General features: G+C 64.9%; 23 protein-coding genes, 1 tRNA gene and 1 pseudogene. 13 read left to right on the top strand and 12 right to left on the bottom strand.

The genetic code is table 11. The features are described from left to right. Window positions 1-338 precede the first annotated feature (338 nt). Window positions 339-848, top strand: coding sequence for an RrF2 family transcriptional regulator (locus tag AUC68_RS04835; RefSeq protein ID WP_158008234.1), 510 nt, complete (start codon window positions 339-341; stop codon window positions 846-848). A 79-nt stretch (window positions 849-927) separates the two neighbouring features. On the opposite strand, the gene AUC68_RS04830 is transcribed toward AUC68_RS04835, so the two are convergent. From AUC68_RS04830 to AUC68_RS04820, 3 genes are read right to left on the bottom strand one after another with little or no spacing between them, the layout of a single operon-like run. Next, complete coding sequence (locus tag AUC68_RS04830) at window positions 928-2,049, bottom strand: ABC transporter permease (RefSeq protein ID WP_069436608.1); 1,122 nt, start codon at window positions 2,047-2,049, stop codon at window positions 928-930. Window positions 2,050-2,052: 3 nt separating this feature from the next. Next, window positions 2,053-4,845: a ribosome-associated ATPase/putative transporter RbbA gene (gene rbbA, locus AUC68_RS04825; RefSeq protein ID WP_069436607.1), complete on the bottom strand. Its 2,793-nt coding sequence runs from the start codon at window positions 4,843-4,845 to the stop codon at window positions 2,053-2,055. Then, window positions 4,842-5,915 carry an HlyD family secretion protein gene (locus AUC68_RS04820; protein ID WP_069436606.1) on the bottom strand — a complete coding sequence of 358 codons (1,074 nt, stop codon included), beginning with the start codon at window positions 5,913-5,915 and terminating at the stop codon, window positions 4,842-4,844. The genes rbbA and AUC68_RS04820 overlap by 4 nt, the downstream gene beginning before the upstream one ends. Window positions 5,916-6,329: 414 nt before the next feature. Here AUC68_RS04820 and AUC68_RS17520 point away from each other — a divergent pair, with 414 nt between their 5' ends. Together AUC68_RS17520 and AUC68_RS17515 are read left to right on the top strand one after the other, a co-directional pair. Continuing rightward, on the top strand, window positions 6,330-6,908 hold the full coding sequence (locus AUC68_RS17520; protein ID WP_244500393.1) for a hypothetical protein: 579 nt from the start codon (window positions 6,330-6,332) through the stop codon (window positions 6,906-6,908). Continuing rightward, the gene (locus tag AUC68_RS17515; protein ID WP_244500392.1) at window positions 6,905-7,237 is read left to right on the top strand and encodes a hypothetical protein; all 333 of its coding nucleotides are present in this window, start codon (window positions 6,905-6,907) and stop codon (window positions 7,235-7,237) included. The genes AUC68_RS17520 and AUC68_RS17515 overlap by 4 nt, the downstream gene beginning before the upstream one ends. On the opposite strand, the gene AUC68_RS04810 is transcribed toward AUC68_RS17515, so the two are convergent. Next, window positions 7,234-7,758: an Hsp20/alpha crystallin family protein gene (locus AUC68_RS04810; protein ID WP_069436605.1), complete on the bottom strand. Its 525-nt coding sequence runs from the start codon at window positions 7,756-7,758 to the stop codon at window positions 7,234-7,236. The two genes, AUC68_RS17515 and AUC68_RS04810, sit on opposite strands and share 4 nt — an antisense overlap. Before the next feature lie 228 nt (window positions 7,759-7,986). Between AUC68_RS04810 and AUC68_RS04805 the strand changes: the two genes are divergently transcribed. Next, window positions 7,987-8,835, top strand: coding sequence for a PfkB family carbohydrate kinase (locus AUC68_RS04805; RefSeq protein ID WP_069436604.1), 849 nt, complete (start codon window positions 7,987-7,989; stop codon window positions 8,833-8,835). A gap of 22 nt (window positions 8,836-8,857) precedes the next feature. Here AUC68_RS04805 and AUC68_RS04800 read toward each other — a convergent pair. Beyond that, window positions 8,858-8,933: transfer RNA gene (locus AUC68_RS04800), tRNA-Glu, on the bottom strand. Window positions 8,934-8,975: 42 nt separating this feature from the next. Next, a complete protein-coding gene (locus AUC68_RS18315; RefSeq protein ID WP_342027457.1) occupies window positions 8,976-9,830 on the bottom strand; it encodes a hypothetical protein in 855 nt (284 codons plus the stop codon). 4 nt (window positions 9,831-9,834) lie between these two features. Here AUC68_RS18315 and AUC68_RS18310 point away from each other — a divergent pair, with 4 nt between their 5' ends. The 3 genes and pseudogenes from AUC68_RS18310 (at window position 9,835) to AUC68_RS04780 (ending at window position 12,395) form a co-directional block, all read left to right on the top strand. Further along, window positions 9,835-10,491: an RluA family pseudouridine synthase gene (locus AUC68_RS18310; protein WP_342027456.1), complete on the top strand. Its 657-nt coding sequence runs from the start codon at window positions 9,835-9,837 to the stop codon at window positions 10,489-10,491. Between the two features lie 126 nt (window positions 10,492-10,617). Then, window positions 10,618-11,516: pseudogene (rpoH, locus tag AUC68_RS04785) on the top strand (RNA polymerase sigma factor RpoH). A gap of 69 nt (window positions 11,517-11,585) precedes the next feature. Beyond that, window positions 11,586-12,395 carry an alpha/beta fold hydrolase gene (locus AUC68_RS04780; RefSeq protein ID WP_158008233.1) on the top strand — a complete coding sequence of 270 codons (810 nt, stop codon included), beginning with the start codon at window positions 11,586-11,588 and terminating at the stop codon, window positions 12,393-12,395. Here AUC68_RS04780 and AUC68_RS04775 read toward each other — a convergent pair. Next, entirely contained in the window at window positions 12,355-14,181 is a 1,827-nt protein-coding gene (locus AUC68_RS04775) for a monovalent cation:proton antiporter-2 (CPA2) family protein (protein WP_069436601.1), read from the bottom strand. The genes AUC68_RS04780 and AUC68_RS04775 overlap by 41 nt on opposite strands. 136 nt (window positions 14,182-14,317) lie before the next feature. Here AUC68_RS04775 and chrA point away from each other — a divergent pair, with 136 nt between their 5' ends. Then, window positions 14,318-15,676: a chromate efflux transporter gene (chrA, locus tag AUC68_RS04770; protein WP_083240424.1), complete on the top strand. Its 1,359-nt coding sequence runs from the start codon at window positions 14,318-14,320 to the stop codon at window positions 15,674-15,676. Window positions 15,677-16,041: 365 nt separating this feature from the next. On the opposite strand, the gene AUC68_RS04765 is transcribed toward chrA, so the two are convergent. After that, a complete protein-coding gene (locus AUC68_RS04765; RefSeq protein WP_069436600.1) occupies window positions 16,042-16,338 on the bottom strand; it encodes a hypothetical protein in 297 nt (98 codons plus the stop codon). A gap of 139 nt (window positions 16,339-16,477) precedes the next feature. Next, a complete protein-coding gene (locus tag AUC68_RS04760) occupies window positions 16,478-17,449 on the bottom strand; it encodes a magnesium transporter CorA family protein (protein ID WP_069436599.1) in 972 nt (323 codons plus the stop codon). A gap of 155 nt (window positions 17,450-17,604) precedes the next feature. On the opposite strand from AUC68_RS04760, the gene AUC68_RS04755 reads away from it, so the two are divergent. Continuing rightward, window positions 17,605-18,018 carry a hypothetical protein gene (locus tag AUC68_RS04755; RefSeq protein ID WP_069436598.1) on the top strand — a complete coding sequence of 138 codons (414 nt, stop codon included), beginning with the start codon at window positions 17,605-17,607 and terminating at the stop codon, window positions 18,016-18,018. A 135-nt stretch (window positions 18,019-18,153) separates the two neighbouring features. Beyond that, a complete protein-coding gene (locus AUC68_RS04750) occupies window positions 18,154-19,347 on the top strand; it encodes a transporter (RefSeq protein ID WP_069436597.1) in 1,194 nt (397 codons plus the stop codon). Between the two features lie 43 nt (window positions 19,348-19,390). Here AUC68_RS04750 and AUC68_RS04745 read toward each other — a convergent pair whose 3' ends face one another. Both AUC68_RS04745 and AUC68_RS04740 read right to left on the bottom strand, forming a co-directional pair. Beyond that, window positions 19,391-20,308: a lytic transglycosylase domain-containing protein gene (locus AUC68_RS04745; RefSeq protein WP_069436596.1), complete on the bottom strand. Its 918-nt coding sequence runs from the start codon at window positions 20,306-20,308 to the stop codon at window positions 19,391-19,393. Between the two features lie 139 nt (window positions 20,309-20,447). Further along, window positions 20,448-21,035 carry a TetR/AcrR family transcriptional regulator gene (locus AUC68_RS04740; protein WP_069436595.1) on the bottom strand — a complete coding sequence of 196 codons (588 nt, stop codon included), beginning with the start codon at window positions 21,033-21,035 and terminating at the stop codon, window positions 20,448-20,450. 134 nt (window positions 21,036-21,169) lie between these two features. On the opposite strand from AUC68_RS04740, the gene AUC68_RS04735 reads away from it, so the two are divergent. From AUC68_RS04735 to AUC68_RS04725, 3 genes are all read left to right on the top strand, one after another. Further along, window positions 21,170-21,919: an SDR family NAD(P)-dependent oxidoreductase gene (locus AUC68_RS04735; protein ID WP_069436594.1), complete on the top strand. Its 750-nt coding sequence runs from the start codon at window positions 21,170-21,172 to the stop codon at window positions 21,917-21,919. 25 nt (window positions 21,920-21,944) lie between these two features. Then, on the top strand, window positions 21,945-22,643 hold the full coding sequence (locus tag AUC68_RS04730) for a pirin family protein (RefSeq protein ID WP_069436593.1): 699 nt from the start codon (window positions 21,945-21,947) through the stop codon (window positions 22,641-22,643). A 284-nt stretch (window positions 22,644-22,927) separates the two neighbouring features. Then, a complete protein-coding gene (locus tag AUC68_RS04725; protein WP_158008232.1) occupies window positions 22,928-23,689 on the top strand; it encodes a Stf0 family sulfotransferase in 762 nt (253 codons plus the stop codon). Between the two features lie 24 nt (window positions 23,690-23,713). On the opposite strand, the gene AUC68_RS04720 is transcribed toward AUC68_RS04725, so the two are convergent. Further along, complete coding sequence (locus tag AUC68_RS04720; RefSeq protein ID WP_069436591.1) at window positions 23,714-24,985, bottom strand: Nramp family divalent metal transporter; 1,272 nt, start codon at window positions 24,983-24,985, stop codon at window positions 23,714-23,716. Window positions 24,986-25,036: the final 51 nt, after the last annotated feature.

Below are 25,036 nucleotides of genomic sequence, written 5' to 3'. Positions count from 1 at the left end.
TCCCAAGAGGTTCCTCCCAAGAGGTTCCTCCCAAGAGGTTCCTCCCAAGAGGTTCCTCCCAAGAGGTTCCTCCCAAGAGGTTCCTCCCAAGAGGTTCCTCCCAAGAGGTTCGTCACAAGAGGTTCGTCCGAAGAAGCGATGAACTGTCCGGGGACTATTCCCATGAGGCTTGGGGAAGGAAGATCGCCCGAATCGAGAAACTCGCGTTAAGGTCGGGGGCCGCTTCGGATCGGGTCCTCCGGTCCGCCGCGGTCAGGGCAAAGCGCCAAGCTTTCCGGTTATTGCCAAATTGTCTGGTCGATACGGGATAGTTTGGTATGTATTGTGCCGAGACACCGATGCAACTCACCAAGCTGACACACCACGCCATCCGAATTCTCGTGCGCTGCGCGCGGGCCGGCAAGAAGCGCCTGCGGGCGGCCGATATCGCGCGCCTGGAGAGAATCACGGAGTACAATGTGGCGAAGATCGTGCCGATCCTGGTGCGCGGGGGTTTCGTCCAAACGACCCGCGGTCGCGGCGGCGGACTGGCCCTTGCGCGGCCGGCCGACGAGATCCGCATCGGCGACGTGGTCCGTGCGACGGAAAGGGCCAAGATACGGTCGGCCCGCAAAGGCGGCACCGTACGCTCGGCCCCCAACAAAGCCGGAATGCCGATCAATCAGATGGTCGGCGACGCTCTCGAGGCGTTCATCAGCGTTCTCGATCAACACACGATCGCGGACCTAGCCGGTTCGAAAAGCGCGCAGGAACCTGTACTCCGCGACGCGATCGCGAAGAAGAAGCCGCCGAGACACAAGGTCGTGGCCTGCGACACGACCCCTGTTTATCGGATCTCACAGGCCTAGCGCGCCGTCTCGGGCCGGTCCCAAGGACCGCCCGCATGGGGTTGCTTGGGGATCGGCCGGACGGCGGTCCCAGCCTCGCCTACACCATGGTGCCGATGGTGGAACGGAATCGCGCCAGCGAGATGCCGAACATGACGAGGCCGATGAGCGCCAACGCCAGAAACTGCGGCCAGACCGCATCGATCCCTGCGCCCCGGAACAGGATCGCTTGCGCCGCCATGACAAAATGGGTGTTCGGGGCGGCCAGCATCAGAGTCTGAAGCGCCTCGGGCATGCTTTCGCGCGGGGTGACGCCGCCCGACAGCATTTGGAGCGGCAGGAGAACGAGGATCAGGAGCAATCCGAATTGCGGCATCGAGCGCGCAAACGTCGCCAGGAGAATCCCCAATGACGTGGTCGCGAAGAGCTGCAACGCGGCTCCGGTCAGGAACAGGGTGACGGACCCTTGTATTGGCACCTCCAGCATCCCTTGCACGACAAACAGCAGTGCGACCGCGCAAGCCACCAGCACCACGGCGCCCATCGCCCAGACCTTGCTCGCCATGAGCTCGAACGGGGTGACCGGCATCACGAGAAGATGCTCGACCGTACCGTGCTCGCGCTCGCGAATAAGAGCCGCGCCCGTCAACACGATTGCCAGCAGCGTCACGTTGTCGATCATTTCCATGATGGCGCCGAACCAGGATTGGGTCAGTTCGGGATTGAAGCGGGCCCGCAAAGTCAGCCCGACCGGTGGCTCGTAGGTGTCGCGATAACGCTGCACGAAGGCTCGGACCTCGCTGCCGACAATGGTGCTGACATAGCCGCCGCCGGTGAAGGCTTGGCCCATGCGCGTGGCGTCGACATTCAATTGTATCGTCGGCTCATGCCCGGCCAACAGGTCGCGTTGAAACTCCGGCGGAATGTCGAGTGCGAACGTATCGCGGCCCGCATCCAGGCGAGAGTCCATCTCGGCATGGGTAATCAGTTGCGGCGTCTCGAAGTAAGGCGGGTAAAAGGCGCTGATAATGCGGTTGGAAAGCGGAGACCGGTCTTCGTCCACGATGGCGATCTGCGCGCGGTGAAGCGTCTCGGGGATCGCCGTCGCCGAGGCATAGATGGCCAGGGTGAACGCATACAGGATCAGGATCAGCATGCCGCGATCGCGCGCGAGGCTGCGGAGTTCCTTGATACCGAGGTACCAAATGTGGCTCAGCCGCATCGGTCAGCGCTCCTGTTTCTTGAGCAGCATGGCGGCCCAGCAGAATGGCTGCGGGCCCCGCGGCCGCCAGGGCAAGAAACGGCCTGTGCAGGTCGGAAAAATCGCCTTCGAGAACACGCCGCGCGAGATGGTGAGAAAATGCGAGGTCGGATAGACCTCGCCGATGACACGGCCGAGGCCCTCGAGCGACGAAACCGGCTCGATCATGCCCGAGAAGCTCACCGCCGGCAGAATGGTCAGCACGGCCGTGCCGAAGATCGCGGCGATCTGGCTGCGCATGAAGGTGGAGATCAGCAGACCGAGCCCGGTTGCAGCGACGGCATAGAGAAGCCCCGCGCCGATCAGCGTGAGCAGACTGCCCTTCAGAGGCACATCGAAGACGGTCACCGACAAGACGATGAGCACGAAGAAGCTCAGCATGGCCAGAACCACATAGGGGAACTGCTTGCCGATCAGGAATTCGAGCCGCGTGGTCGGCGTCACATAGAAATTCACGATGGAGCCGAGCTCCTTCTCACGCACCACGCTGAGCGCCGTCAGCATGGCCGGGATCATCATCAGCAAGAGCGGGATAATGGCCGGCACCATGGCGACCACGCTCCTGACATTGGGATTGTAGCGGTAACGGATCTCGACATTGGCGAGTCCCGCAAGGGCTTCCGTCTGGCCGGTTTGACGCGCTTTCTCACTGAGCCACGCCGCGTGAATGCCTTCCACGTAACCGCGGGCGGTCTCCCCCCGCGTGGGCATGGCGCCGTCGAGCCAGGCAGCCACGGAGACATCCCGCCCGCGTGCGATATCGCGAGCGAAATTTCCCGGGATCTCGATGACAAGGCTGAGCTCGCCAGAGCGCATGCGCTTGTCGAGATCCCTGTGCTCCGTGACGGGCGGCTTCTCGATGAAGTAACGCGAGCCGGCGAGATTGAGTGCGTAGTTGCGGCTTGTCGTGGTCTGATCGCGGTCGAGAACGGCGAATGTGAGATCCTCAACATCGAGGCTAAGGCCGTAGCCCATCACCAGCATGAGAAGGGCGCTGCCAATCAACGCCAGAGTCAGCCGGATGGGATCGCGGCGCAGTTCCAGCCCTTCATGCTTTGTGTAGCTCAACAGGCGCCGGGGGTTGAGATAGCGCTCCCAGCCGCGCGCCGGTCGCTCGGGTGCAGGCGCTTCCATCGTTTCGGCTAACGCTTTCTCGGCCCGAGCCTCCGCCGCCTCGTCCTGCGCCTCACCGGCCACGGCCTCTTCCAGATAGTGGATGAAGGCATCCTCGAGCGTCTCCACGCCGCAGCCGTGGACGAGATCGGCCGGCGCCTCTGTGACCAGCACTTTGCCGGCGTGCATCAGAGCGATGCGGTCGCAGCGCTCCGCCTCGTTCATGAAGTGCGTCGAGATGAAGATGGTCACGCCATCGTTGCGGGAAAGTTCGGCCAGCATCTGCCAGAAGCCGTCGCGCGCGATGGGATCGACGCCCGAGGTCGGCTCGTCGAGGATCAGCATCTCGGGCTTGTGGATCATGGCCACGGCGAGCGACAGCCGCTGGCGGAGGCCGAGCGACAGCGCGTCGGGATAGGCGTCGATTACGCCGGACAGTTCGAAGCGTTCCACCATCTCCTGAACCCGGCCCGAAATCTCCTGTTCGGGCACCTCGAACAGGCGTGCATGCAATTCCAGATTTTGGCGGACCGTGAGCTCGCTGTAGAGCGAGAAGGACTGCGACATGTAGCCGACGCGCCGGCGCGTTGCGATGTCATGCGGGTCCACCGCGTGACCCAACAGCCAGGCTTGCCCTTCGCTCGGCGGCAGCAGGCCGGTCAGCATCTTCATGGTGGTGGTCTTGCCGCAGCCGTTCGAACCGAGAAAGCCGAAGATCTCGCTGCGCTGGATCTCGAAGCTCACGTGATCGACAGCGGTGAACGCGCCGAAACGTTTGGTGAGCCCCTTCGCCTCGATCGCCGTCTCATGATCGTGGGCAGAGCGCGGCGGTATGACCACGGGCTTGTGGGCGCGGCGCTTCTTCTCGGGGAGCAGTGCGATAAAGGCCGCTTCCAGCGAACTGGTTCCGGTGCGCGCAATGAGTTCGTCCGGCGTGCCCGTGGCAAGCACGGCCCCAGCATCCATGGCCACGAGCCAATCGAAACGCGCCGCCTCTTCCATATAGGCCGTGGCGACCAGCACGCTCATGCCCGGCCGGTCGCGGCGGATATCGTCGATCATGCGCCAGAACTGCCGCCGCGAGAGCGGATCCACGCCCGTGGTCGGCTCATCGAGGATGAGGAAGTCGGGATCGTGCACCAGCGCGCAGCACAGTCCGAGTTTTTGTTTCATCCCGCCGGAGAGCTTGCCCACGGGCCTGTCGACGAACGGCGCAAGCCCCGTGCTCTCCGTCAGAAGCGCGATGCGTTTCTCGCGCTCGGCGCGGCCATGCCCGAACAGGGCGGCGAAGAAGTCGATATTCTCGGCGACCGAGAGCGTGGGGTAGAGATTCTTGCCGAGGCCCTGGGGCATGTACGCGATGCGGGGGCAGACCCTGCGGCGATGGCCCGGCTTGGCCATGCTGCCGCCAAGCACGTCCACCTTGCCTTCCTGGATCGCGCGGGCACCGGCGATGAGCGACAGCAGGCTCGACTTGCCGATGCCGTCAGGCCCGAGAAGGCCGACCATGCACCCAGCAGGAATATCGAGATCGATGCCGGCCAGCGCGTCGACCTTGCCGTATCGCAGGCGCACGCCCCGCAAGCGGGCCACGGGGCCGTCTTCGGTTCCCGCCGCACCGGCGTGAGGCGAGGGCTCGCTCATTCGGGCAGGCGCGCTTTCAAGTCGTCCGGCCAGGGACGCTCGGGATCGAGCCGCACATAGGCCACGCCGGGAAGTCCCGTTTTGACGTCGCGGATATATTTCTCAAGAAGCGCCGGGTCGATCCGTGCCTTGATGCGGAACATGAGCTTCAGCCGTTCCTCCTCCGTTTCCACCGTCTTCGGCGTGAACTGCGCGACGTCGGACACGAACGAGACTTTCGCCGGAATGACGTAGCGCGGAGCGGCATCGAGGATGATGCGCGCCTCGGCGCCGAGCTTGACACGGCCTGCATCGACCGTCGGCAAGAAGATGGTCATGTAGACGTCGGTGAGGTCGACGAGATTGAGCACCGTGCCGCCTGCCGCCAAGACTTCCCCGGGCTCCGCGACGCGATATTGCACGCGGCCGTCGCGCGGCGAGCGCAAGGTGCTGTCGTCGATATCCGCCTTGATGCGCTCGATGGTGGCTTGGGTCGCGTCCACCGCCGCACGCGCGCCGATCACTTGCGACTTGGCGAGGCCGATCGCGGCGTCCGCCGCGGCCACTTGCGCCTCGGCCGCGGCAACGGCCCGCCTTGGCGCCTCGAACGCCGCCCGCCGGTCGTCCAGCACCTGCACCGAGGTCGCGCCCTTCGGCACCAGCTCCTCCGACCGTACGAGCCGCTTTTGCGCCGCGTCGAGTTCGGCCTCGCGTTGCGCCACCGAGGCTTCGGCCGCGGCCTTCTCCGCTTCGCGCTGGGAGACTTGGCTCCGCGCCGTCTCCACTCCCACATGGGCGCGTTGGAGCTCGGCTTGCGCCTCGCGAAGCTGCGCGGCGAGCACGTCCGTGTCCATGACGGCGAGGACCTGGCCCTTCTCGACGAAGTCGCCTTCGTAGGCCTCGATCTCCTTGACGCGGCCCGCGATCTTGGTAGCAACGTCGATTTCCGTCGCTTCGATGCGGCCATTGCCGGCAGCAAAGCCTTCCGGCGGGCCGTCCGGCCGCAAGCTTTGCCAGAACAGGTAGGCGGCGCCGGCGACCACCGCGACAATGACGAGCCTTACGAGCCAGGTCTGCGTTGCTTGTGTCATTCGTCCGCGAAGTGGCTGTGGGGGTCTGGATTGGCCTCTGACGCCCAGCTTGGAGTTCAAATCTTGGGCCCCGGAGCCTTAGCATAACAGAGGGCCGCTTTCGAAGTCTGGCCGGTGATTATCTGGCTTGGTTTATCGGCCAATTGTCACCTGCCATGTGTCGTCTGCCTTGGCTCATCTGCCCTGAGTCGCGATAGGACCCCTTTGCGTCGAATCGCGGCGCCGGGTCCAGCCTCGAAAGCGTGACCTCCCGGCGCGCCGTGCGCCCTTGACCCCAATCAATGCGCCCGTAACAAATCCCTTTCAGATGAACCCGCTACGATGACGCACCCGCGCAGATGGCAAGGGTCGCCGGCCTCGGACCGGCCGTTGCCTCGCGCGGAAGCACGAGTCTCGTTTTGAGAAGGTCGATCGATGCGAGGCCTGCAGGATCTCGATTACGTCTTGGACAAACTCGCCTGGATGCGGGACGAAGGCATCTGGCCCAACGGCTTGCGCTATCTGTGGACGGACGCGTTCGGCGTCGTCCTTCTCGCCTCGCTCTACGAGGCGCTCCGGCAACAGAACTATCTCGACGAAGCCGTCTGGGTGATTGGCGCGGTCAAGCGCGTCCTCGGGCGCAAGCGCGGCATCCGTATCGGCGAAGCCCCCGACCGCGACGGTCAGTACTTTCACTACTTGGCGATGTGGCTCTACGCGCTTCACGTGATGGGACGGTATGACCCGGCCTACCGCCAGGAGGCGATCGCGCTCGCACGCGACGTTCATCGCCCGTTCGTCGTGCCGGGGCGCGGCGTCATCTGGAAGATGACGGAAGATCTGAGTGCCCCCTATCCCGGTTACGGTTTTGGCGCACTCGATGCCTTTGACGGCTATGTCGCCTACCGCCTTCTCGACGATGAAGCGCTGGCGCCGGAAATCGCGGAGATGAAGGACCTCATCGCGCGACAGCCGGCGGCCTGGCCATCAGCCAGGACCTCGGCCTTGGCATGATGCTCTGGATGACCCAGTTCTTTCCCGACGAGACCTGGGCGCAAACCCAGCGCCGCCGGTCGCTCGCCATGCTGGATCGCATGTGGATGCCGCAGGGCTATTTCTGCCGCGAGCCCTATTTGCCGGACGTGCGGATCGCGTTCGCCAACTACGGCGTCTCCGTCGGCCTGCAGGCCGTCGACGCCATGCCCGAACGCATCGCGCGGCTCAACGCGTATTTCGACGCCTACCGTTCAGGGGACGAGTACGATCGCGAGGCCATCACACATGTCATGTCCTGCAACTCGCATTTCCCGGGACTTCTGCTTCGGGACGAGCCGGGGCCTTAGCCCTTCTTGATCGCGATCGTCGTTTCGCGCTTTTGCGCAGTATCCGATTTGGGCAGAAGGACCGTCAGGACGCCGTTCTTCACGCTCGCCTCGATCTTGTCGGCTTCGACCCCGTCGGGCACGCGGAACGATCGTTGGAAGGCACCGAAGTGACGCTCGGAACGGTAATAGTCCTTCTGCTTCTCTTCGGACTCCTCCTTCTTCTCGCCCGTGATCGTGAGGACGCCATCGGCGAACTTCACGTCGATGTCCTTCTCGTCCATGCCAGGAAGTTCCGCCGTGACTCGATAGTTCTTTTCCTGCTCCACAATGTCGACGGCGGGGGCGTGGGCAAGACCGAACTCGCCGCGCCAAAAGGGCTCCGCACCGAACATGCCGCCCGAACGCCGTGCCGAAACAGCACTGAAATCGTCGAACAGCCGCTCAACCTCGCGCCGCAGGCTCAAGAGAGGATGCCATTCACCGAGGGTGCGCGGGCTCCGCTCCGGCTTTACCGGAGGTTTGGATAATTTGTCAGCCATCTGCTGCTCCTGGGTACAACTGGGATCGGGAAAGCCAACAGTCATTGCGCCCGGTTGTCCTTGAGCGGCGTCAAAATCCGAGGCTCTGTTCGCCGACAAGCCGTGCCGGATGACGCGCCCGACCGACCTTGAGGTTCCAGGCTTGGACGCTTGCCTCGCGTGCGGCCAACAGGTCATGCTTCCCGGCACCAAAGACGGACCGCCGTCCGCCAATTCGGGAGTTGGGCTATGCCGTCCATGGTTGCCATCGGCTCGATCAATCTCGACATCGTCGCGACCGCGCCGCGCCTGCCGACGTCCGGCGCGAAGGTCACGGACGCCGTGCTGACGCGATATCCGGGCGGCGGCGCGGCCAATCAAGCCTTGGCGGCGCGCCGCCTTGGCGCGGACGTGGCGCTGATGGGGCGCGTGGGCCAGGACGCGGATGCGGATGCGGCGCTGGCCCTGTTGCGCGAGAGCGGGGTCGACTTGTCCGGCGTAGCCGCCCTGCCCGACGCGGCGACCGGCGTGGCCCTGATCGCGGTTGCCGCAAACGGCGAGAACCAAATCGTGGTCGCGCCCGGAGCGAACCTGCAACTCGCCTCCGCGAGCCTTGACCTCCCGGACGTCGACGCGCTCTTAAGCGAGCACGTCGCACCCGGGGACGCCGTATCGCGGGCGGTCGGCCGCTTCGAGGGCTTCACCTGCGTCACGCTCGCCACGACCCAGGAGGTCGACGATGCCGTGCTGCGCCATGCGGACCTGATCGTCGTCAACGAGTCGGAGGCGGCCTGGTACGGCGAAGGCCTGGCCTCGCGGGAGGGTCTGGTGGCAAAGACGTTCGGCGCATCGGGGGCTGCGCTCTTTCGCGATGGCACAGAGATCGCGCGCGCCTCGCCGCCGGCGGTGAGCGCCGTCGATACCACCGGCGCCGGAGATAGCTTCACCGCCGCTTTGACCGTCGCTCTCGTGGAGGGACAATCCTACGCCGACGCCCTGCATTTTGCCTGTGCCGCCGGTGCGGCGGCGACCCAACGCAACGGCGCCCAGCCGTCCCTGCCGACGCGCGAGGAGGTCGACCGCCTCCTGCGCGGGTAATCAGTGGCTAATTATCCGGAAGTGGCAGCCCGTAGGGGAGTCGAACCCCTGTTTCCGCCGTGAGAGGGCGGCGTCCTAGGCCACTAGACGAACGGGCCCTGCACACGAACGAGAAGCTATAGTTCTCGCGCCCGTCGCGATCAAGGCTTATTGCGCTGGCGCCCTCTCGATCGGGACGCGGGAGACGACCTTGCCGGTCGCGAGGTCCACAATGGCGATCTCGCCGCCGTCCGGCCATCGCACGTGAACTGCCAGACGGTCGCCGTCGAGCGCCAACAGGGCGACCTCCCCGCCTCGGGGATGGTCAGGGCGGACAGCGCGCCGGATAGAACCGGCGCCGAAACGGCGGGCGCAGGCGGTGGCGCCTTCTTGCCTACCTTGGAGGCCTGGAAGATCATGCCGGCGATCACGGCGGCGAGCCCGGCCAGGAGCAGGAGCCCCATCACCACCACGGCAATCTTCAGCAGACGCACCTGGCGCGGCGTGAACACGGTGCCTTCGATGCGCCTGTCCTCGAGGGGCGTATTCTCTGGGTCGACCGCCGTTGTCATCCTATGACAGACTCCGAAACATGCCGCGCACGACAATGACTGAAACAGATCCCCTGCCGATCCGGACGCATCCCTGGACTTGGACACCATGGAGGCGGACGCCGGACGTGTGCTTGCCGAGGTGGACGCGGCCCAAAGCGGCGAGCGGCTCGACCGGTTCCTGAGCGAGGCGCTGCCCGAGATGAGCCGGACGCGCATCCAGGCGCTGATCCGCGAAGGCCATGTGCGCTTCGCGGACAGCCCCTCGAGCGGCGCGACCATAGAGGACGTGAAATACAGGTCAAACCGGGCGAATGCTTCGAGCTCGCCCTGCCGCCGGCCGCCGCCCCGGACCTCAAAGCGCAGGCGATCCCCCTCGCCGTGGTCTATGAGGACGAGGACCTGATCGTCGTCGACAAGCCTGCGGGCCTTGTGGTCCATCCCGCGCCGGCAGCCGGATGGCACGCTGGTGAACGCGCTCCTCGCCCATTGCGGCAAGAGCCTCTCTGGCATCGGCGGCGTGGCCCGGCCCGGCATCGTCCACCGGCTCGACAAGGACACGAGCGGTCTGATGGTCGTCGCCAAAACCGATCAGGCCCATCGCGCGCTGGCCGAACAATTCGCCGACCACGGACGAACCGGCGAGATGGCGCGCGGCTACCTGGCGCTTGTCTGGGGCGCGCCCTCCCGGCCCCACGGGCGGATCGAGGCGCCGATCGGGCGCCACCCGACGAGCCGGACCAAGATGGCCGTCCTGCCGGAGGACAAAGGCCGCTTCGCCGCCACCCGGTGGAGGCTGCTCGAGTCCTATGGCGGTCACGGCAAAGACGCCGTCGCCTCGCTCATCGAATGCACGCTCGAAACCGGGCGGACCCATCAAGTGCGCGTTCACATGGCCCATTACGGCCATCCGCTCGTGGGCGATCCGCTTTACGCCACGGGGTTCAAATCGAAGCTGCGGACGCTCCCGGGCGACCTGGCCGGCGCGATTTCGGCGCTCGACCGGCAAGCGCTGCATGCGACGCATCTGGCGTTCGTCCATCCGTCCACGGGGACATTACTGGAATTTAACAGTGAACTCCCTGACGATCTCGCCGAGATTGTGCGACAATTCAAGCAACTGTGATGATGCGCCCCCCTTTCATGCGAGCTTGAAACGTCCTATAGACGGACTGGCCGGGGGACGTTCTAAGACGAAAGATGCGGGGGACGTGATCGTCCCCGCAGGAGACGGGTTCCGGGAAATACAGCCATGGCCTCGAAGAGCTTACCGAGCGTCAGCGCGCATGGCGGACTGACGCGCTATCTCGAAGAAATCAGACAGTTTCCGATGCTGGAGCCGCAGCAGGAATACATGCTTGCCAAGAGCTGGCGCGAGCATGGCGATCGCGATGCGGCCCATGAGCTGGTGACGTCTCACTTGCGGCTCGTGGCGCGCATCGCCATGGGCTATCGCGGCTACGGCTTGCCCATCGGCGAGGTGATTTCCGAAGGCAATGTGGGCCTGATGCAGGCGGTCAAGCGCTTCGATCCGGAAAAGGGGTTCCGCCTGGCGACCTATGCCATGTGGTGGATCCGGGCCGCGATCCAGGAATACATCCTGCGTTCGTGGAGCCTCGTGAAGATGGGCACGACCGCCGCACAGAAGAAGCTGTTCTTCAATCTCCGCAAGATCAAGGGACAGCTGAAGGCGCTCGAAGAAGGCGATTTGCGGCCCGATCAGGTGAAGAAGATCGCCACCCGGCTGGGCGTCAGCGAAGAAGACGTGGTGTCCATGAACCGCCGGCTGGGCGGGGACTCCTCGCTCAACGCGCCCGTGCGCAACGATGCGGAAAGCGGCGAGTGGATGGATTGGCTGGTGGACGACACCGCCGTCGATCAAGAGACCGCTTTGGCCGAGTCCGAGGAGCAGGAGCAGCGCCGCGGCATGTTGCACGACGCACTCAAGGGCCTGAACGAACGGGAGCGACGCGTCTTCGAGGCGCGCCGCCTCTCGGAAGACCCGCTGACCTTGGAGCAGCTTTCCACGGAATTCGGCGTCAGCCGCGAGCGTATCCGCCAGATCGAGGTCCGCGCGTCGAAAAAGTGCAGAAGGCCGTGCAAAAGGCCGCCGCCGCCGCCGAGGAGCCGGAGCTCCAACCCGCCGGCTAGCGCGCCTCAGCCGGTAGACGCGAATCGTCCGGCCCGCTAATGATCGGGGCAGCGAAAAAGGGGCGGATCGTGAACTATCTGACATCCGGCGACGTCGAAATCGCCTATCTCGACGAGGGCGAAGGACCACCGGTGCTGCTCGGCCATTGCTCGGCGGCCTCCCACAAGGAATGGGCACCGCTGATCGATGTCTTGGCGGAAGACTGGCGCGTTCTGGCGCCGGACTTCATCGGCTATGGACGCTCGGCCCCCTGGCCCGCCGAAAAGCCCTTCTCGATCGAGGCCGATGTGGATGCGCTGCTCGCCGTCGCCGACCTGGCCCGGGACCCGTTGCACCTTGTCGGGCACTCCTATGGCGCGGCCCTGGCGCTCGAGGCCGCACGGACCCTCAAGGACAAGGTCAAGAGTCTGACCCTCATCGAGCCGGTCTCCTTTCACCTGCTCCGCCTGGAAGACCTGCCTGAATGGCAGGACGTGGAGAAGCTCGGCGTCGCCGTCCTCGACCCGGTCGCCAAGGGCGACGACAAGAAGGCCGCCGGCGCCTTCATGAGCTATTGGCTCGGCCGCTGGCGCTGGTGGATTTCGCCCGACAGCTTCAAGAGCGCCATCGCCGCGACGATCCCGAAAGTCGCGCTCGAATTCTCCATCGCGCTCGACGCCAAGAGCACGGCGATGGACTACGCGGAAATCACCGCCCCCACCTTGCTGATCCTCGGCGCGAAGACGCCGCCGCCCACGCGGGCCGTGACGGAACTCTTGAGCAAGACGCTGCCCAACGTGGACCTGAAGACCCTCAAGGGCGTGGGCCATATGAGCCCGTTCACCCATCCGGCCAAGGTCAACCAGATGATCCTCGATCATCTGACCGCTCACCGCTAGCGGCCCCGTCTTCCAGCGCCTCGATATCCTGCGCGAACAACGCCTCGAGTTCGACCGCGGCGGACAACGCGTTAGCCCGCATCTTCTCCCGGTCCGTATAGTCCTGGTAGTCGTCGAAGAGCCGCCTCTCGTCGTGAGTCTTGAAGGTGTCGATGAGGCGTTTGGCTTCCTTCGGCTTCAGGCCAAGGCCGCGCAGAAGTTCGGACGTCAGGTTCAACGCCGCGAGGAAGGTCTCGCGCTCGATGATGGTGACGCCAAGGTCCGTGAGCTTATGCACATGGATGCGGTCGCGGGCGCGGGCATAGATGGGAAGGTCCGGAAAGTTCTTCCGCACGGCTTCGGCGACGCGCAGCGAGTCGTCCACATCGTCGATGGCCAGAACGAAGGCGTTGGCTTTCGCCGCGCCCGCCGCGCGCAAGATGTCGATCCGGCCGGCGTCGCCGTAATAGATGTTCGCGCCGAAGCGCTTGACGAAATCGACCTGCGCGATCGATTTGTCGAGCGCCGTGAACGGAATGTGCCGGGCCCTCAGCACGCGCGCGACGATCTGCCCGAAGCGGCCGAATCCGGCGACGATCACATGCTGCTCGCCGTCCGGCGGCATCTCGTAGTCGGGCGCGGCGCCCTTTCGCGCCTTCAGGAACAGATCGTCCGCGAGCAGCAGCAGCGGCGTGGTGGCCATGGACAACGTCACCGCCAATGTCAGCAGGCCCGCGATGTCCCGGTCGATCGCCCCTTCGACAATACCGACGGCGAACAGCACGAACGCGAACTCGCCGCCCTGGCTGAGCACGATCCCGAGCCGGCGGGCCGCCGCGTCCCGCAGGCCCCACCAATGGCCGAGCCCGTAGAGGATGGCGAGCTTCACGGCGACCAGCACCGCCACGATGAGCAGCAGCGCACCGGGGCGCGACACCAGGACCGACAGGTCGATGGACATGCCCACGGCCATGAAGAACACGGCGAGCAGCAGACCTTCGAAGGGCGCGATGTCCGCTTCGATCTGATGGCGATATTCGGAGTCGGCGAGAAGCGCGCCGGCGATGAACGACCCGAGCGCCGCGGACAGCCCTACTTCCTCCATGAGCAGCGCCACGCCGACCACCGTCAGCAGCGCGGTGGCCGTCATCGCCTCGCGCACGCCCACGGCCGCGACCAGCCGGTAGAGGCGGCTCAGCAGGAACCGGCCCACGACGATGACGCCGGCAATGGTGAGAATGGCGAGCCCGGCGCTGCGGAAGTCCATCGTGGGCTCCTCGCCGCCGAGCGCGAAAAGCGGCACCAGCGCGATCAGCGGGATCGCGGCCAGGTCCTGGAACAGCAGGACGGAGAAGGCGAGCCGCCCGTGGCGCGTCGTGAGTTCGCCTTTCTCCTCCAGAACCTGCAAGGCGAAGGCGGTCGAGGAGAGCGACAGCGCAAGCCCGATGAACAGGGCCTGCCCGACCGCAACGCCGAGGGCCAGCGCGATTCCGGCGAGAACGAACGCGGTCAGCACCAGCTGTGCCGCGCCAAGCCCGAAAATGGCCGACCGCATGGCCCAAAGACGGATGGGCCGCAGCTCCAGCCCGATCACGAACAGGAGCAGGACGACGCCGAACTCGCCGAATTTGAGGACCTTCTCCACATGGTCCAGCGCATAGAGCGGTCCGAGCACGAAGGGGCCGATGACGACCCCCGCGGCAAGATAGCCGAGCACGGCGCCGATCCGGAGAAAACGGCCCAAGGGCGCGGCAATCGCGGCAGCGGCCAAAAAGACCGTGACCTGAATAAGCTGCGCCTCTGTCATATCCGTCGGATAGCCTCAGCCCTCGGGGTGCGCGATACGCGGTCGGTCAATCATAGTACCGATTCGGCCTCTTACGCGCGCGCGCCTGGCGAATGCCGCCGGTGGTAGCCGGCCCGATCCACTGTTAGGACAAACCATGGAGATGAGCCCAGCGGACACCAAGCCCGCGGACAGGCCGGCCGGCGGCACGTCCGGCACCGCCGGCAACCGCCCGCCCTCGCTCGGCGAGGCGCTCCCGGTCTGGACGAAGATCGGCGTCACCTCCTTCGGCGGGCCGGCGGGGCAGATCGCGCTCATGCACCGGGAACTGGTGGAAGAACGCGGCTGGATGGGCCACGAGCGGTTCCTCCACGCGCTGAATTTCTGCATGCTGCTGCCGGGTCCAGAAGCCATGCAGCTTGCGACCTATGTGGGCTGGCGCCTCAACGGCACTCTGGGCGGGCTGGTTGCGGGACTGCTCTTCGTTCTGCCTGGCGCCGCCGTGGTGCTGGCGCTCTCGATCGCCTATGCCTGGTACGGTCAGGCCCCCGTGGTCGAAGCGGCCTTTCTCGGCATCAAGGCGGCCGTGCTCGTGATCGTCGTCGATGCCTTGCTCAAGGTGGCGAAGCGTGCGCTCCACGGCGCCGAGGCCTGGGCGATCGCCGCGCTCGCCTTCGTCGCCATCTTCTTCTTTGCCGTGGCGTTTCCGATCATCGTCGCGCTCGCCGCGCTGGCCGGCTATCTGCTCGCGCGCTTCGCGCCCGACAGGCTCCCCGAGGCCGACACGACCGCGTTCGACGCCGAGCCCGTGACGATCTCGCAGACCGTGCGGACGGCGGCCCTCTGGCTCGCGGTCTGGATCGCACCGCTGATCGCCGTGAGCCTGCTCTTCCCGCCGGTCTTCACGGATGTGGCCGTGTTCTTCTCAAAGCTCGCGGTGGTGACCTTCGGCGGGGCCTACGCGGTTCTCGCCTATATGGCCCAGCAGGCGGTAGGGACCTATGGCTGGCTGAGCGCACCCGAAATGCTGGACGGGCTTGGGCTCGCCGAAACCACGCCCGGGCCCTTGATCCTGGTCACCGAGTTCGTCGGCTTTCTCGGCGCCTATCGCGAAGGCGGGAGCCCGGCGCTGGTGTACGGGCTCCTCGGTGCGCTGGTCACCTTGTGGGCAACCTTCGCCCCGTGCTTCCTATGGATCTTCACGGGCGCGCCTTACGTGGAGCGCCTGCGGGCCAACCCGAAACTCGCCGGGGCGTTGCGCGGCGTCACCGCGGCCGTCGTCGGCGTCATTTTGAACCTGAGCCTGTGGTTCGCGCTCCACGTCATATTCAAGACCGTGACCGCCACCGATTACGGCCCGTTGCGACTGTGGACGCCGGAGATTGCGAGCTTTCAGTGGGACGCCGCGCTGCTCTCGGTCCTCGCCGCCCTTCTGATCTTCGGTGGCCGGCTCGGCATTCTCACCACGCTGGCGATCTGCGCCGGCGTGAGCCTCACCCTTTCGGCGCTGCTCTAGCGCTCAAGTAGCGCGAAGCGCGGTAGCGCAAACCTACACGCGCTCAAGTAGGCCGGAGGCCGGTAGCGCACCGAAATTCCCGGCCGACAGCCGGCCAAGTGCGACGGGACGCGCAACAGCCCTCTTTGCCGTCATGCCCGGACTTGTTCCGGGCATCCACGCCGGACTCTCTGCAAGGAAAATCGTGGATGGCCGGGTCAAGCCCGGCCATGACGACCCCAAGTGAATCGCCGACATACACAGGCGCGGTAGCGCGGACATCCAAGCGCTCAAGCCGGCCGACGGCCGTTAGCGCAAACAAAAAAACGCGGGAGGAAAACCTCCCGCGCCCTTTCGGAAAAATGTCTGCGTTCGACTGTCGAAGACTATTTCGGCACGAACAGATTGACGAACGGCGCGCGCACCCACGTGCCGCGGCGGCTTGTGCGAACGTCGGTGAACGGCGCCCGCACATCGGTGCTGGAATCGTCCGTGCGCACCGTCGTGGTCGGGGCATCGACCACGGTCTCGCGATTGCGGCGGCGCCAGCCGGCCTCTTGCACGATGCCATTCTTTGCAGACGGCACGGTCAAGCCCGCGGGCGCTGCGCTGGCAGGCGCGGAAACGAAAACAGCGGCGGCAAAGGCCGCGGAGATAAACCCGGAAACGATCAGACGTGTCATCCTTCCTCCTATCTTGGGGGTTCGGGTGTCTGGACTTGCGGGCACCATTAGTGCACCGGCACTTCGAAATAATTATGACCACAAAGATCCGCTTGAACCCAAATGTGGCGATAGCGGCCCCGCAGTGCAACCCCAATCTCTACAGCCAGCCCTTATGCTTGAAATAAAGATAAGGCAGTATCGCAAATAGGATCATCATCCCGAGCGCGAGCGGATAGCCGAGAACCCAGTTGAGTTCCGGCATGTCCTGGAAATTCATCCCGTAAATCGATGCAATCAAGGTCGGCGGCAGGAAGACAACCGCCGCGACGGAAAAGATCTTGATGATGTCGTTTTGCTGAATCTGGATCATGCCCAGCGTCGCATCGAGCAAGAACACGATCTTGCCGGACAAGAACGTGGCATGGTCCGTCAGCGAATTGACGTCGCGCACGGCCGCACGCACCCGCGAGGAGACGACCTTGCCCTCCTTGCGCTCGTTGACCGCGTAGGCAAGGTAGGTCAGCAGCCGGCCGAGGGAGTGACAGCTCTCCCGCACTTTCGACACGACCTCTCCTTCGTGGCCGATGGACTGCAACACCACATCGTAACGGTGCTGCCGCTTGGCCGGGCTCTCCCTCTTCTTGAACACGGAGTGGGACAGGTGCTCGACCTGGGACTGGATCTGCTCGATGTAGTCGGCCAGACGATCGACAATGGCCTCCAAGAGACCGATCAGCACCATGCATCCCCTGTTCAGGTCGAGCTCTTGCCGGTTGCAGCGCCCCAGAAACATGGCGAAGGCACCGGGCTCGGCGTAGCGCACGGTCACGAGACGGTTGCCGTGCAGAATGAACGTCGCGGGCGTGACCTGCGCCTCGCTTCCGCCGCCCTTGAAGACCAGCGTCGCCGTCATGAAGAAGGCCCCGCCCTCCTGATAGAGCCGGCTGGACGCTTCGATTTCCTGCTGTTCCTCGCGGGTGGGCACATCGAATCCCAGCGCCCGTTCGATGATGTCTTCTTCCTCGTGGGTCGGATTGAGCAGATCGACCCACACGGCCTCGTCCGTCACCCGCGGAAGGCCGGTTTGGCGCTGCAGGGTCCTCTCGCGCGCCTCGTAGATTGTGATCATGGCGGTGACCCCCTCCCGGGGAGAATTCGACGCAGCGTAAGAAGTGGACGCAGGGCCAAAAGTTGCGCTAAATCAAGACTTCACGATTGGCGGAAAGCCATAATCCGTTCGCGTTGTCTTTGTTGACGGGAATGGACAGAAACTCAAGGATTCCGATGCGCTGGCTCCGAAAGGAACGGGACTGGATTGGACTCGTCATGGTCTGGGGCTTGTTGCTCCAGTCATTGGTGATTCCTGTCTCGACGACCGCTCATGCGGCCATGCTGGCCACGGGATCCGAATCTGCGGGCATCATCTGCACCACGCGCACGGCGAGCCAGGTTCCGGTCGGGACCTTTGCGCCCGACAGCCAGAAGCAGAGCCAGAATAGCGCTGATTGCCAGTGCTGCCACATGAGCTGCCGCCAAGGCTGCGGCGGAATGTGCAGCGGCGCCGTTCTGGGGGCATTCGCCTATCTCGTGGCCCCAGGATCCGCGGCCCTGTCCGCGGCGCAGCGGCACGGCGACCAGACGGTCTACGAGGCCACCTTGCTGGCCGAAGGTCAGCCTCGCGCCCCTCCCCACGCGTAACCTCGGCATTTTTCAGACTTCGTGACCGCGACTTCGCGTACCGCTTGCTCGGTATGCGTGTTCGTCGCGTCAAACCCGACAACGTCGACAACGCAAGAGACGTCCGGCCAAGACCGGCGCTCTTTGGGGGGATCAATGAACAACGCAATCGCGCGCCGGCACATCGCGGCGCTTAGTCTCTGTCTGGCTTTGGGCGCCGCCGGCGCATCGGGTCAGGCTCTCGCCGATTCAGGCACAGGCACAGGCACGGGCACGGGACCGCTTCCGGACACGCACGGCCCGGCGGGCGTCATGTTCGACCATATGCACAAGAAGGGCGAATGGATGGTCGGCCTCCGCTACTCATATTCCAGCGAGAGCGGCGACATGCTCCATGGGGGAAGCAAGGCCGGCGATCAGATGATCATCGATCGCGGCTGCGGCTCGAACAAGTGCGCGATGGTCCAGAACAGCATGTCCATGAACATGTACATGCTCGACATCATGTACGCGCCCACCGATTGGATGACCCTGATGGTGATGCCGATGTACATGACCCACGACATGACCATGCGACCGCTCAAGTCCTCCGCGCCCGCCATGGGCCATAGCGGTCACATGGATCATGGCGACATGGGGCACGGCAGTATGGGGCATGGCGACTCCATGGATATGGGCATGGGCGACACGGACGGAATGATGAGCCATGGCACCCACGCGCATAGCGGGAGCCATTCCCATGGTACCGAAGGCTGGGGCGATACGATCTTCGGTCCCGAGCTCCGCCTTGCCGACGGCCCGGGCTACCATCTGCAGTTTTCGCCGATGTTCAGCGCGCCGACCGGCTCGGTCGACAAGAAGATGAACGGCGTCTTCACCCACTACATGATGCAGCCGGGATCGGGCACCTGGGACTTCCTGCCCAGCATCACCTACACGGGCCGGGCGGACCGGTTCGCATGGGGTGCGCAGGTGCTCGGCATCGTGCGCATGGAGGAGGAGAACGACTCCGGCTACCGGCTCGGCGATGTCCTGCAAGTGACCGGCTGGGGCAGCTACCGCTTCGCCGACTGGATCTCGGCGTCCGTTCGCGGTCTCTACACCGACCAGGGCAAGATCGAGGGCCACTACAACGGCCCGCACAATCATTCGAGCCCGCCCGATCTTCAGTACAATTACGGCGGAACGTTCTGGGACATCGGCTTCGGCATCAACACCGTGGTGCCGAGCGGACCGCTTGAGGGCTTGCGACTTTCCGCCGAATGGCTCCAGCCCGTCGACGAAAACGTCAACGGCTACCAGCTCGAGCGCAATGGCACGCTCTGGGCCAATACGAGCATCGCGTTCTAGGACGCATCGCTCTCCGGGCTGCCGGTGTCGAAGCCGGCAGCCGCTAGTTCTTGGTCACGATACAGGCGCCGCCGTCCCGTCGAAGGGCGGCGCAGATCTTCGTCGCTTCGCTGCGGCTGCTCGCCCCGATCTGCACCATGTAGAGCGGACGCCGCCCCCGGCTGCGATTGCGCTTGGGAAAGACATAGGGCTCCGTGTCTCCCAGAACGCGCGCATGAGCCCGCTTCAGCCGTGAATATTGGGCGAGCGCCTTCGACTTGGAAAACGCCGTCGAGACATGCACGCCCCAGGGACGCCAGCGCGAACTGGCGGTCAGCGGGCCCGGCGCGCCAAAGACCGCGCGAACCACCAACGGCGCGAGCTTCTTGCACGAATCCTGGACGACGTTGCCTTCGATTCGGAGCGCCTCGGGAAGCTCGGCCCCGTCCTCTTTCCAGTCTTCGGCAATGCGGCCCGTGACGAACTGGACATAGGCCCGGGTCTCTCCCGGCAGGGTCCGTGTGCCGTCGAGCCAGCCTTGGACGCGCTCCTCACCCGCATTGTAGGCCGCGGCGGCGAGGCCGAAATTGCCGAACAGCCGGTTGAGATCGGCCAGAAGGCTCGCCGAATGCCGTATCGCCGAAATCGGCTCGAACGGGTCTTGGAGCCCGCGCTCCTCCGCCGTGCCCGGCATGAACTGGGCAATGCCTTGCGCGCCTTTGGGGCTCACCGCGTTGGGATTGAAATGGCTCTCGCGCCAGATGAGACGCACGAACGGCATGGGCGGAAGTCCGCGCTGCTCGGCCTGACGCTGCATATAGGGGCACACGATTTCCACGAAGGGGCGCGGCGCGCCCATGACGCCGGCCGCGGCCTTGAGCCCGCCGGCGATGGCGAGCTCCGGCGCTTCAGCCGATAGCGCCCGGACCGGCCCGCAGACCAACACAGCCGCCCCCGCGATAAGTGCTCCAATGCGACGCATGAGTCGGTCCCGCGCCTACCGTCCGCTCATTGGCCGTTGAGGCCGCATCTCGAATGTCACCGAAGCGGCGCACAGGCCAGCTCGGGTCCTCAAGAATATAGAGGTTATACAACAGGATGACCGTGGCGGTCGCACACGATCAAGCCGGCCAGGCGCCGAGCGCGAGATCCACCACGCGATCCAGCTCTTTGCGAGTCGCCCCGCCAGCTGCCTGAACCGACATCCCTTGGGCAACCGTCGTGATATAGCGCGCCAGGGCGGCTGGATCGGCTTCCTTGGGCAATTCGCCTTCGGCCCTGGCCCGGCGAAGCCTGTCGCGAATCTCCCGTTCGCTGTCCTCGCGCTTGGACTTGAGCATTTCCCGGATGCAGGCCGCGTGCTCGCTGGCCCCGGCAATCGCCTGGACATAGAGGCAGCCGACGGGCCTCGACTTGTCGGTCAGGGACCGGGCCGCATCCCGCAGAAGCCCTTCCATGGCCTCGCGGGCGGATGGGGCGGCCAGGATCTCGCGCCGCCGCTTTGCATAGACCTCGGCGTAGCGATCGAGCGCTTGCCGGAACAGCTGCTCCTTGTTGCCGAACGCCGAATACAGGCTCGGGGGATTGATCCCCATGGCCTCGGTCAGGTCGCAAATGCTGGCGCCCTCGAAGCCCTTGCGCCAGAAAACCTCAAGCGCGCGGTCAAGCGCCTGATCCTTGCAGAAACTTCTCGGACGGCCAACGGCCACGATTCGATCTCCTTCCAATTGTCCGATCCCTAGCACCTCCCACATTTATAGTGCACGTTATATAATTCCCTTGACGTGATCGGTCCAGGCACTTATGTAGCGTTCACTACGTTATTTGACCGGAGTGTTGGACCATGTCGAAAGTCCTCGAAGGCAAAGTTGCCCTGGTTACCGGCGGGTCGCGCGGCATCGGCGCGGCAATCGCACGCGCGCTGGCCACAGACGGCGCCGATGTCGCCATCAGCTACGCAGCCTCCAAGGACCGCGCGGACGCGTTGGTGGCGGAATTGAAGGCGCTCGGCGTCCGGGCCAAAGCCTTTCAGGCGGACCAGGGCAGAACCGACGAGGTCGGCGCCCTCGTCGCCGCCGTGGTGGCTCATTTCGGGCGGGTCGACATTCTCGTGAACAATGCGGGCGTCTTCGTCACGGGTCAGGTGCACGACCGCGCCAACAATCTGGCCGAGCTCGACCGCATGTTCGACGTCAACGTGCGCGGCGTTGCCACAACCGTTCGGGCGGTGGCCCCTCTCATGGCGGACGGCGGACGCATCATCTCGATCGGATCGATCGTGGGCGACACCTCGCCATGGCCGGGACTGGCGGACTACTCCGCGACCAAGGGCGCAGTCGCTGCCTTTACCCGCGGCTGGGCCCGTGACCTCGGTCCGCGCGGGATTACGGTCAACACGGTGCAACCGGGACCAATCGATACGGACATGAGCCCAGCGGACAGCGAGATGGCACCTGCCCTCTCGGCCAGCACCGCGCTGGGTCGCTACGGCAGACCTGACGAAGTTGCCGCAGCCGTCGCATTCCTCGCAAGACCGGAGGCCTCCTACATCACGGGGGCGACACTGAACGTGGATGGCGGCATCACCGCCTAGGACTCACCAACAAAGGGAGGTTCCGATGATCGAAGTCAGACCCTTCGAAACGCTTGGACGCGCGGATCACGGCTGGCTCAAAGCCAACCACCACTTCTCCTTCGCGCGCTATTTCGATCCCAAACGCGTGAGCCATGGCGCCTTGCGTGTTTGGAACGACGACGAGATCGCGCCGAACACCGGCTTTCCGCCTCACCCGCATCGGGAGATGGAGATCATCACCTATGTGCGGAACGGCGCGATCACCCATGAGGACAATCTCGGCAATCGCGGGCGCACGGAAGCCGGCGACGTGCAGGTCATGAGCGCGGGCCGCGGCATCCGTCATGCGGAGTACAACTTCGAGGACGAGCCGACGACCTTGTTCCAGATCTGGATCGAGCCGGACAAAGAAGGCGGCGCCCCGTCCTGGGGCACCAAGCCCTTCCCTCGGACGCAGCGCGCGGGCGAGTTCGTCCCGCTCGCGTCGGGCTTCGAGGGCGATCTTGACGCACTGCCGATCCGCGCCGAGGCACGCGTGCTGGGCGCCACGCTCAAGGCCGGCGAAACGGCCGAGTACCGCATGGGCACGCGGCGGCATGCTTATCTCGTGCCGGCAGTCGGCAAGGTCGAGGTCAACGGCATCGTTGCAAACCCCCGCGACGGCGTGGCGTTGACCAACGAAACCGCGGTGACCGTCAAGGCGATCGAGGACGCCGAAGTCGTCCTGGTCGACTCTCCTTAAGGTCCAGGGCGTTCCCCATGCCCCTGTCGACCGGGGCGGCGTCTTTCCCACGAGGCGCCGCCCCATTTTTTTTGCGGAGCCGCACTCCCGAACGCCGCGCGCACGCGCTGTCCGATTGTGTCGGACGGCCTCAATCGCTATTAATGCCGCCGAACACGCGCTCCAGGGGTTCGGCCGCAACGCCGGACCGGGCCGCCACGGCGCGCCAGCAAACGGTCTATCACTCAAGAATGAAATCGATTTACCGACTCGCAGTGGATCGTCTGCGGAAGCAGTACCTGCACTTGCAAGATGCCGCGATCCAGCGCGGCCTCCTTCGAGGTCAGCGAGACTACGTCCGCTTCGTCATCGTCTGCCGGAGCCGGGTCGGTTCGAACATGCTGTCGTCCTATCTGAACTCGCATCCGGGCATCGTGGTCAAGGACGAGATCTTTTCGTTCCGGCGCGTACAGGAGCCAGGCAGCCTGGCAGCCGCGCAGCCTATCGAATACCTGGAGCGCGAGGCCTTCTGCGCCTACCCCTCGAAAATCGAGGCCGTTGGATTCAAGCTGTTCTACACGCATGGGCGCCATAAGAACGCCGAGGGAGTATCGATCTGGGATCATCTTCTCGCGGACCGGCGCATAAAGATCATCCATCTGGTGCGGCGGAACGTACTGCGGTCCCACCTGTCCGAAGCCATCGCCTTTCGAACGTCCAAATGGACGCAGTCTGGACAGATCAACGCGGTCAAGACCGAAGACAAGCGCGCGACCCTGGACTTCGACAAATGCCGCGACGACTTCGAGCGGACGGAACGCTGGCAGCGTGACACGCACGATTTCTTCTCCGGCCATGACATGCTCGATGTCAGCTATGAAGACCTCTCCGCCGATCCGGCGGCGGTCTTGAACCGCATCCAGTCATTTTTGGGCGTCCATCCCCGCAATCTCTCGTCCTTTCACTCAAAGCAGAACCCCGAACAGCTCCGTGAACTGATCGCCAACTATGCCGACCTGAAGGCGCGGTTCGCCGGCACGCCCTGGCAGGGCTTCTTCGAGGACTGAGCGGGCCGCCCCTCGGGGTGCGCCTTAGCCGAGATAGGGCCGCAAGCCGAGAAAACTGAAGAACGCCAGAACGACGACGAGGGCCAGAACCGTCAGGGGCCGGTTGACGAAGCGCGCACCGACGAAAGCCGCGCGCCCGTTGAAGACCAGCAGCGTGAGCGCAAGAACCGGAAACAGCCACGCGCCGATCACCGCGTAGAACATCTGCACATCGCGAAACCGCCAGAACAGACCGATCATCGGCACCGTGGCGATCGCCAGCAGAAACGCCCGATAGGGCTTCGAGGCCGTGTCGATCTCGTGACCGTCTTCGCGCCCGCCGTTCAGAAGGGCCCAACTATCGGCGAACAAATACGGCACGCATTGCCAAACGCCGAGAAGGCTCGAAAAGACCGCACCGAACGTGCCGGCGAGAAACAGCCACTTGCCCGCCGGGCCCATGACGTCGTCCAACCGCTCCGACAGCGTGACCAGCAATTGCGCGCCGCTTCCCTCGATGGTGACGCTCGATCCGATGATGACCATCGCGATCCCGAAGATCGCCGTCATGGCATAGCCGGTGCCGAGATCCACGCGGCATAGCCGCAGATCCTCCGGCTTGTCACGCCCCTCCTCGCGCAACCAGTACCCGTAGCAGAGCACGGTCAGCGTGCCGCCGACGCCCCCGATCAAGGCCAGCGTCCACGTCACACCCTCGCCCCCGGCCTCCGGTATGCGCGGCACGAACAGGCCTTCCAGCACGGCCCCGGTGCCCGGCCAGAGCAGAATGGCCGTGAGGATCACCGTCGCGAACATGACGCCGATGCACACGCGCATGACCTGGTCGAACAGGCGGTAACCGCCGAACCAGACCAACGCCAGCCCTGTGAGGCTCGCGGCCGCGCCAAACACGATCTTGCCCGTTTCCGCATGCCCGAAGAGGGGAAGCATCGCGTAGAGCGTCGCCCCCGTCGCGCTCATCAGCGCCGAGCCCACGAAGAACGACCACAGCAGCAGATAGGGCAGAAACAGCCACAGCGCCCAGCGTCCGGCCCGCGCGGCCACGCCTTCGATCAAGGTCTCGCCTGTGGCCAGCTGCCAGCGCGCCAAGCCTTCGGTGACGACGAACTTCAGGAACGCGCCCACGACGACCGCCCACAATACCGCCGTGCCGAGCAACCCGCCCACGAAGCTGCCCGTGGCCAGATCGCCCGCGCCGACACCGGTCGCGGCCAGCAGGAGCCCCGGCCCGATCATGCCGACGAGCGCGCCCCGGCGCGGCGGTACGGCCGACGGCTTTGTCTGTGTGTCCGGCATTCCTCCCCTTTGGCGCGTTCGCCAGCGAAAGCGCGTTCTATGCGGTAGAGG

Source organism: Methyloceanibacter methanicus (genome assembly GCF_001723285.1).
GTDB classification, from domain to species: domain Bacteria; phylum Pseudomonadota; class Alphaproteobacteria; order Rhizobiales; family Methyloligellaceae; genus Methyloceanibacter; species Methyloceanibacter methanicus.
This window is presented reverse-complemented; position numbering and strand designations above follow the sequence as displayed.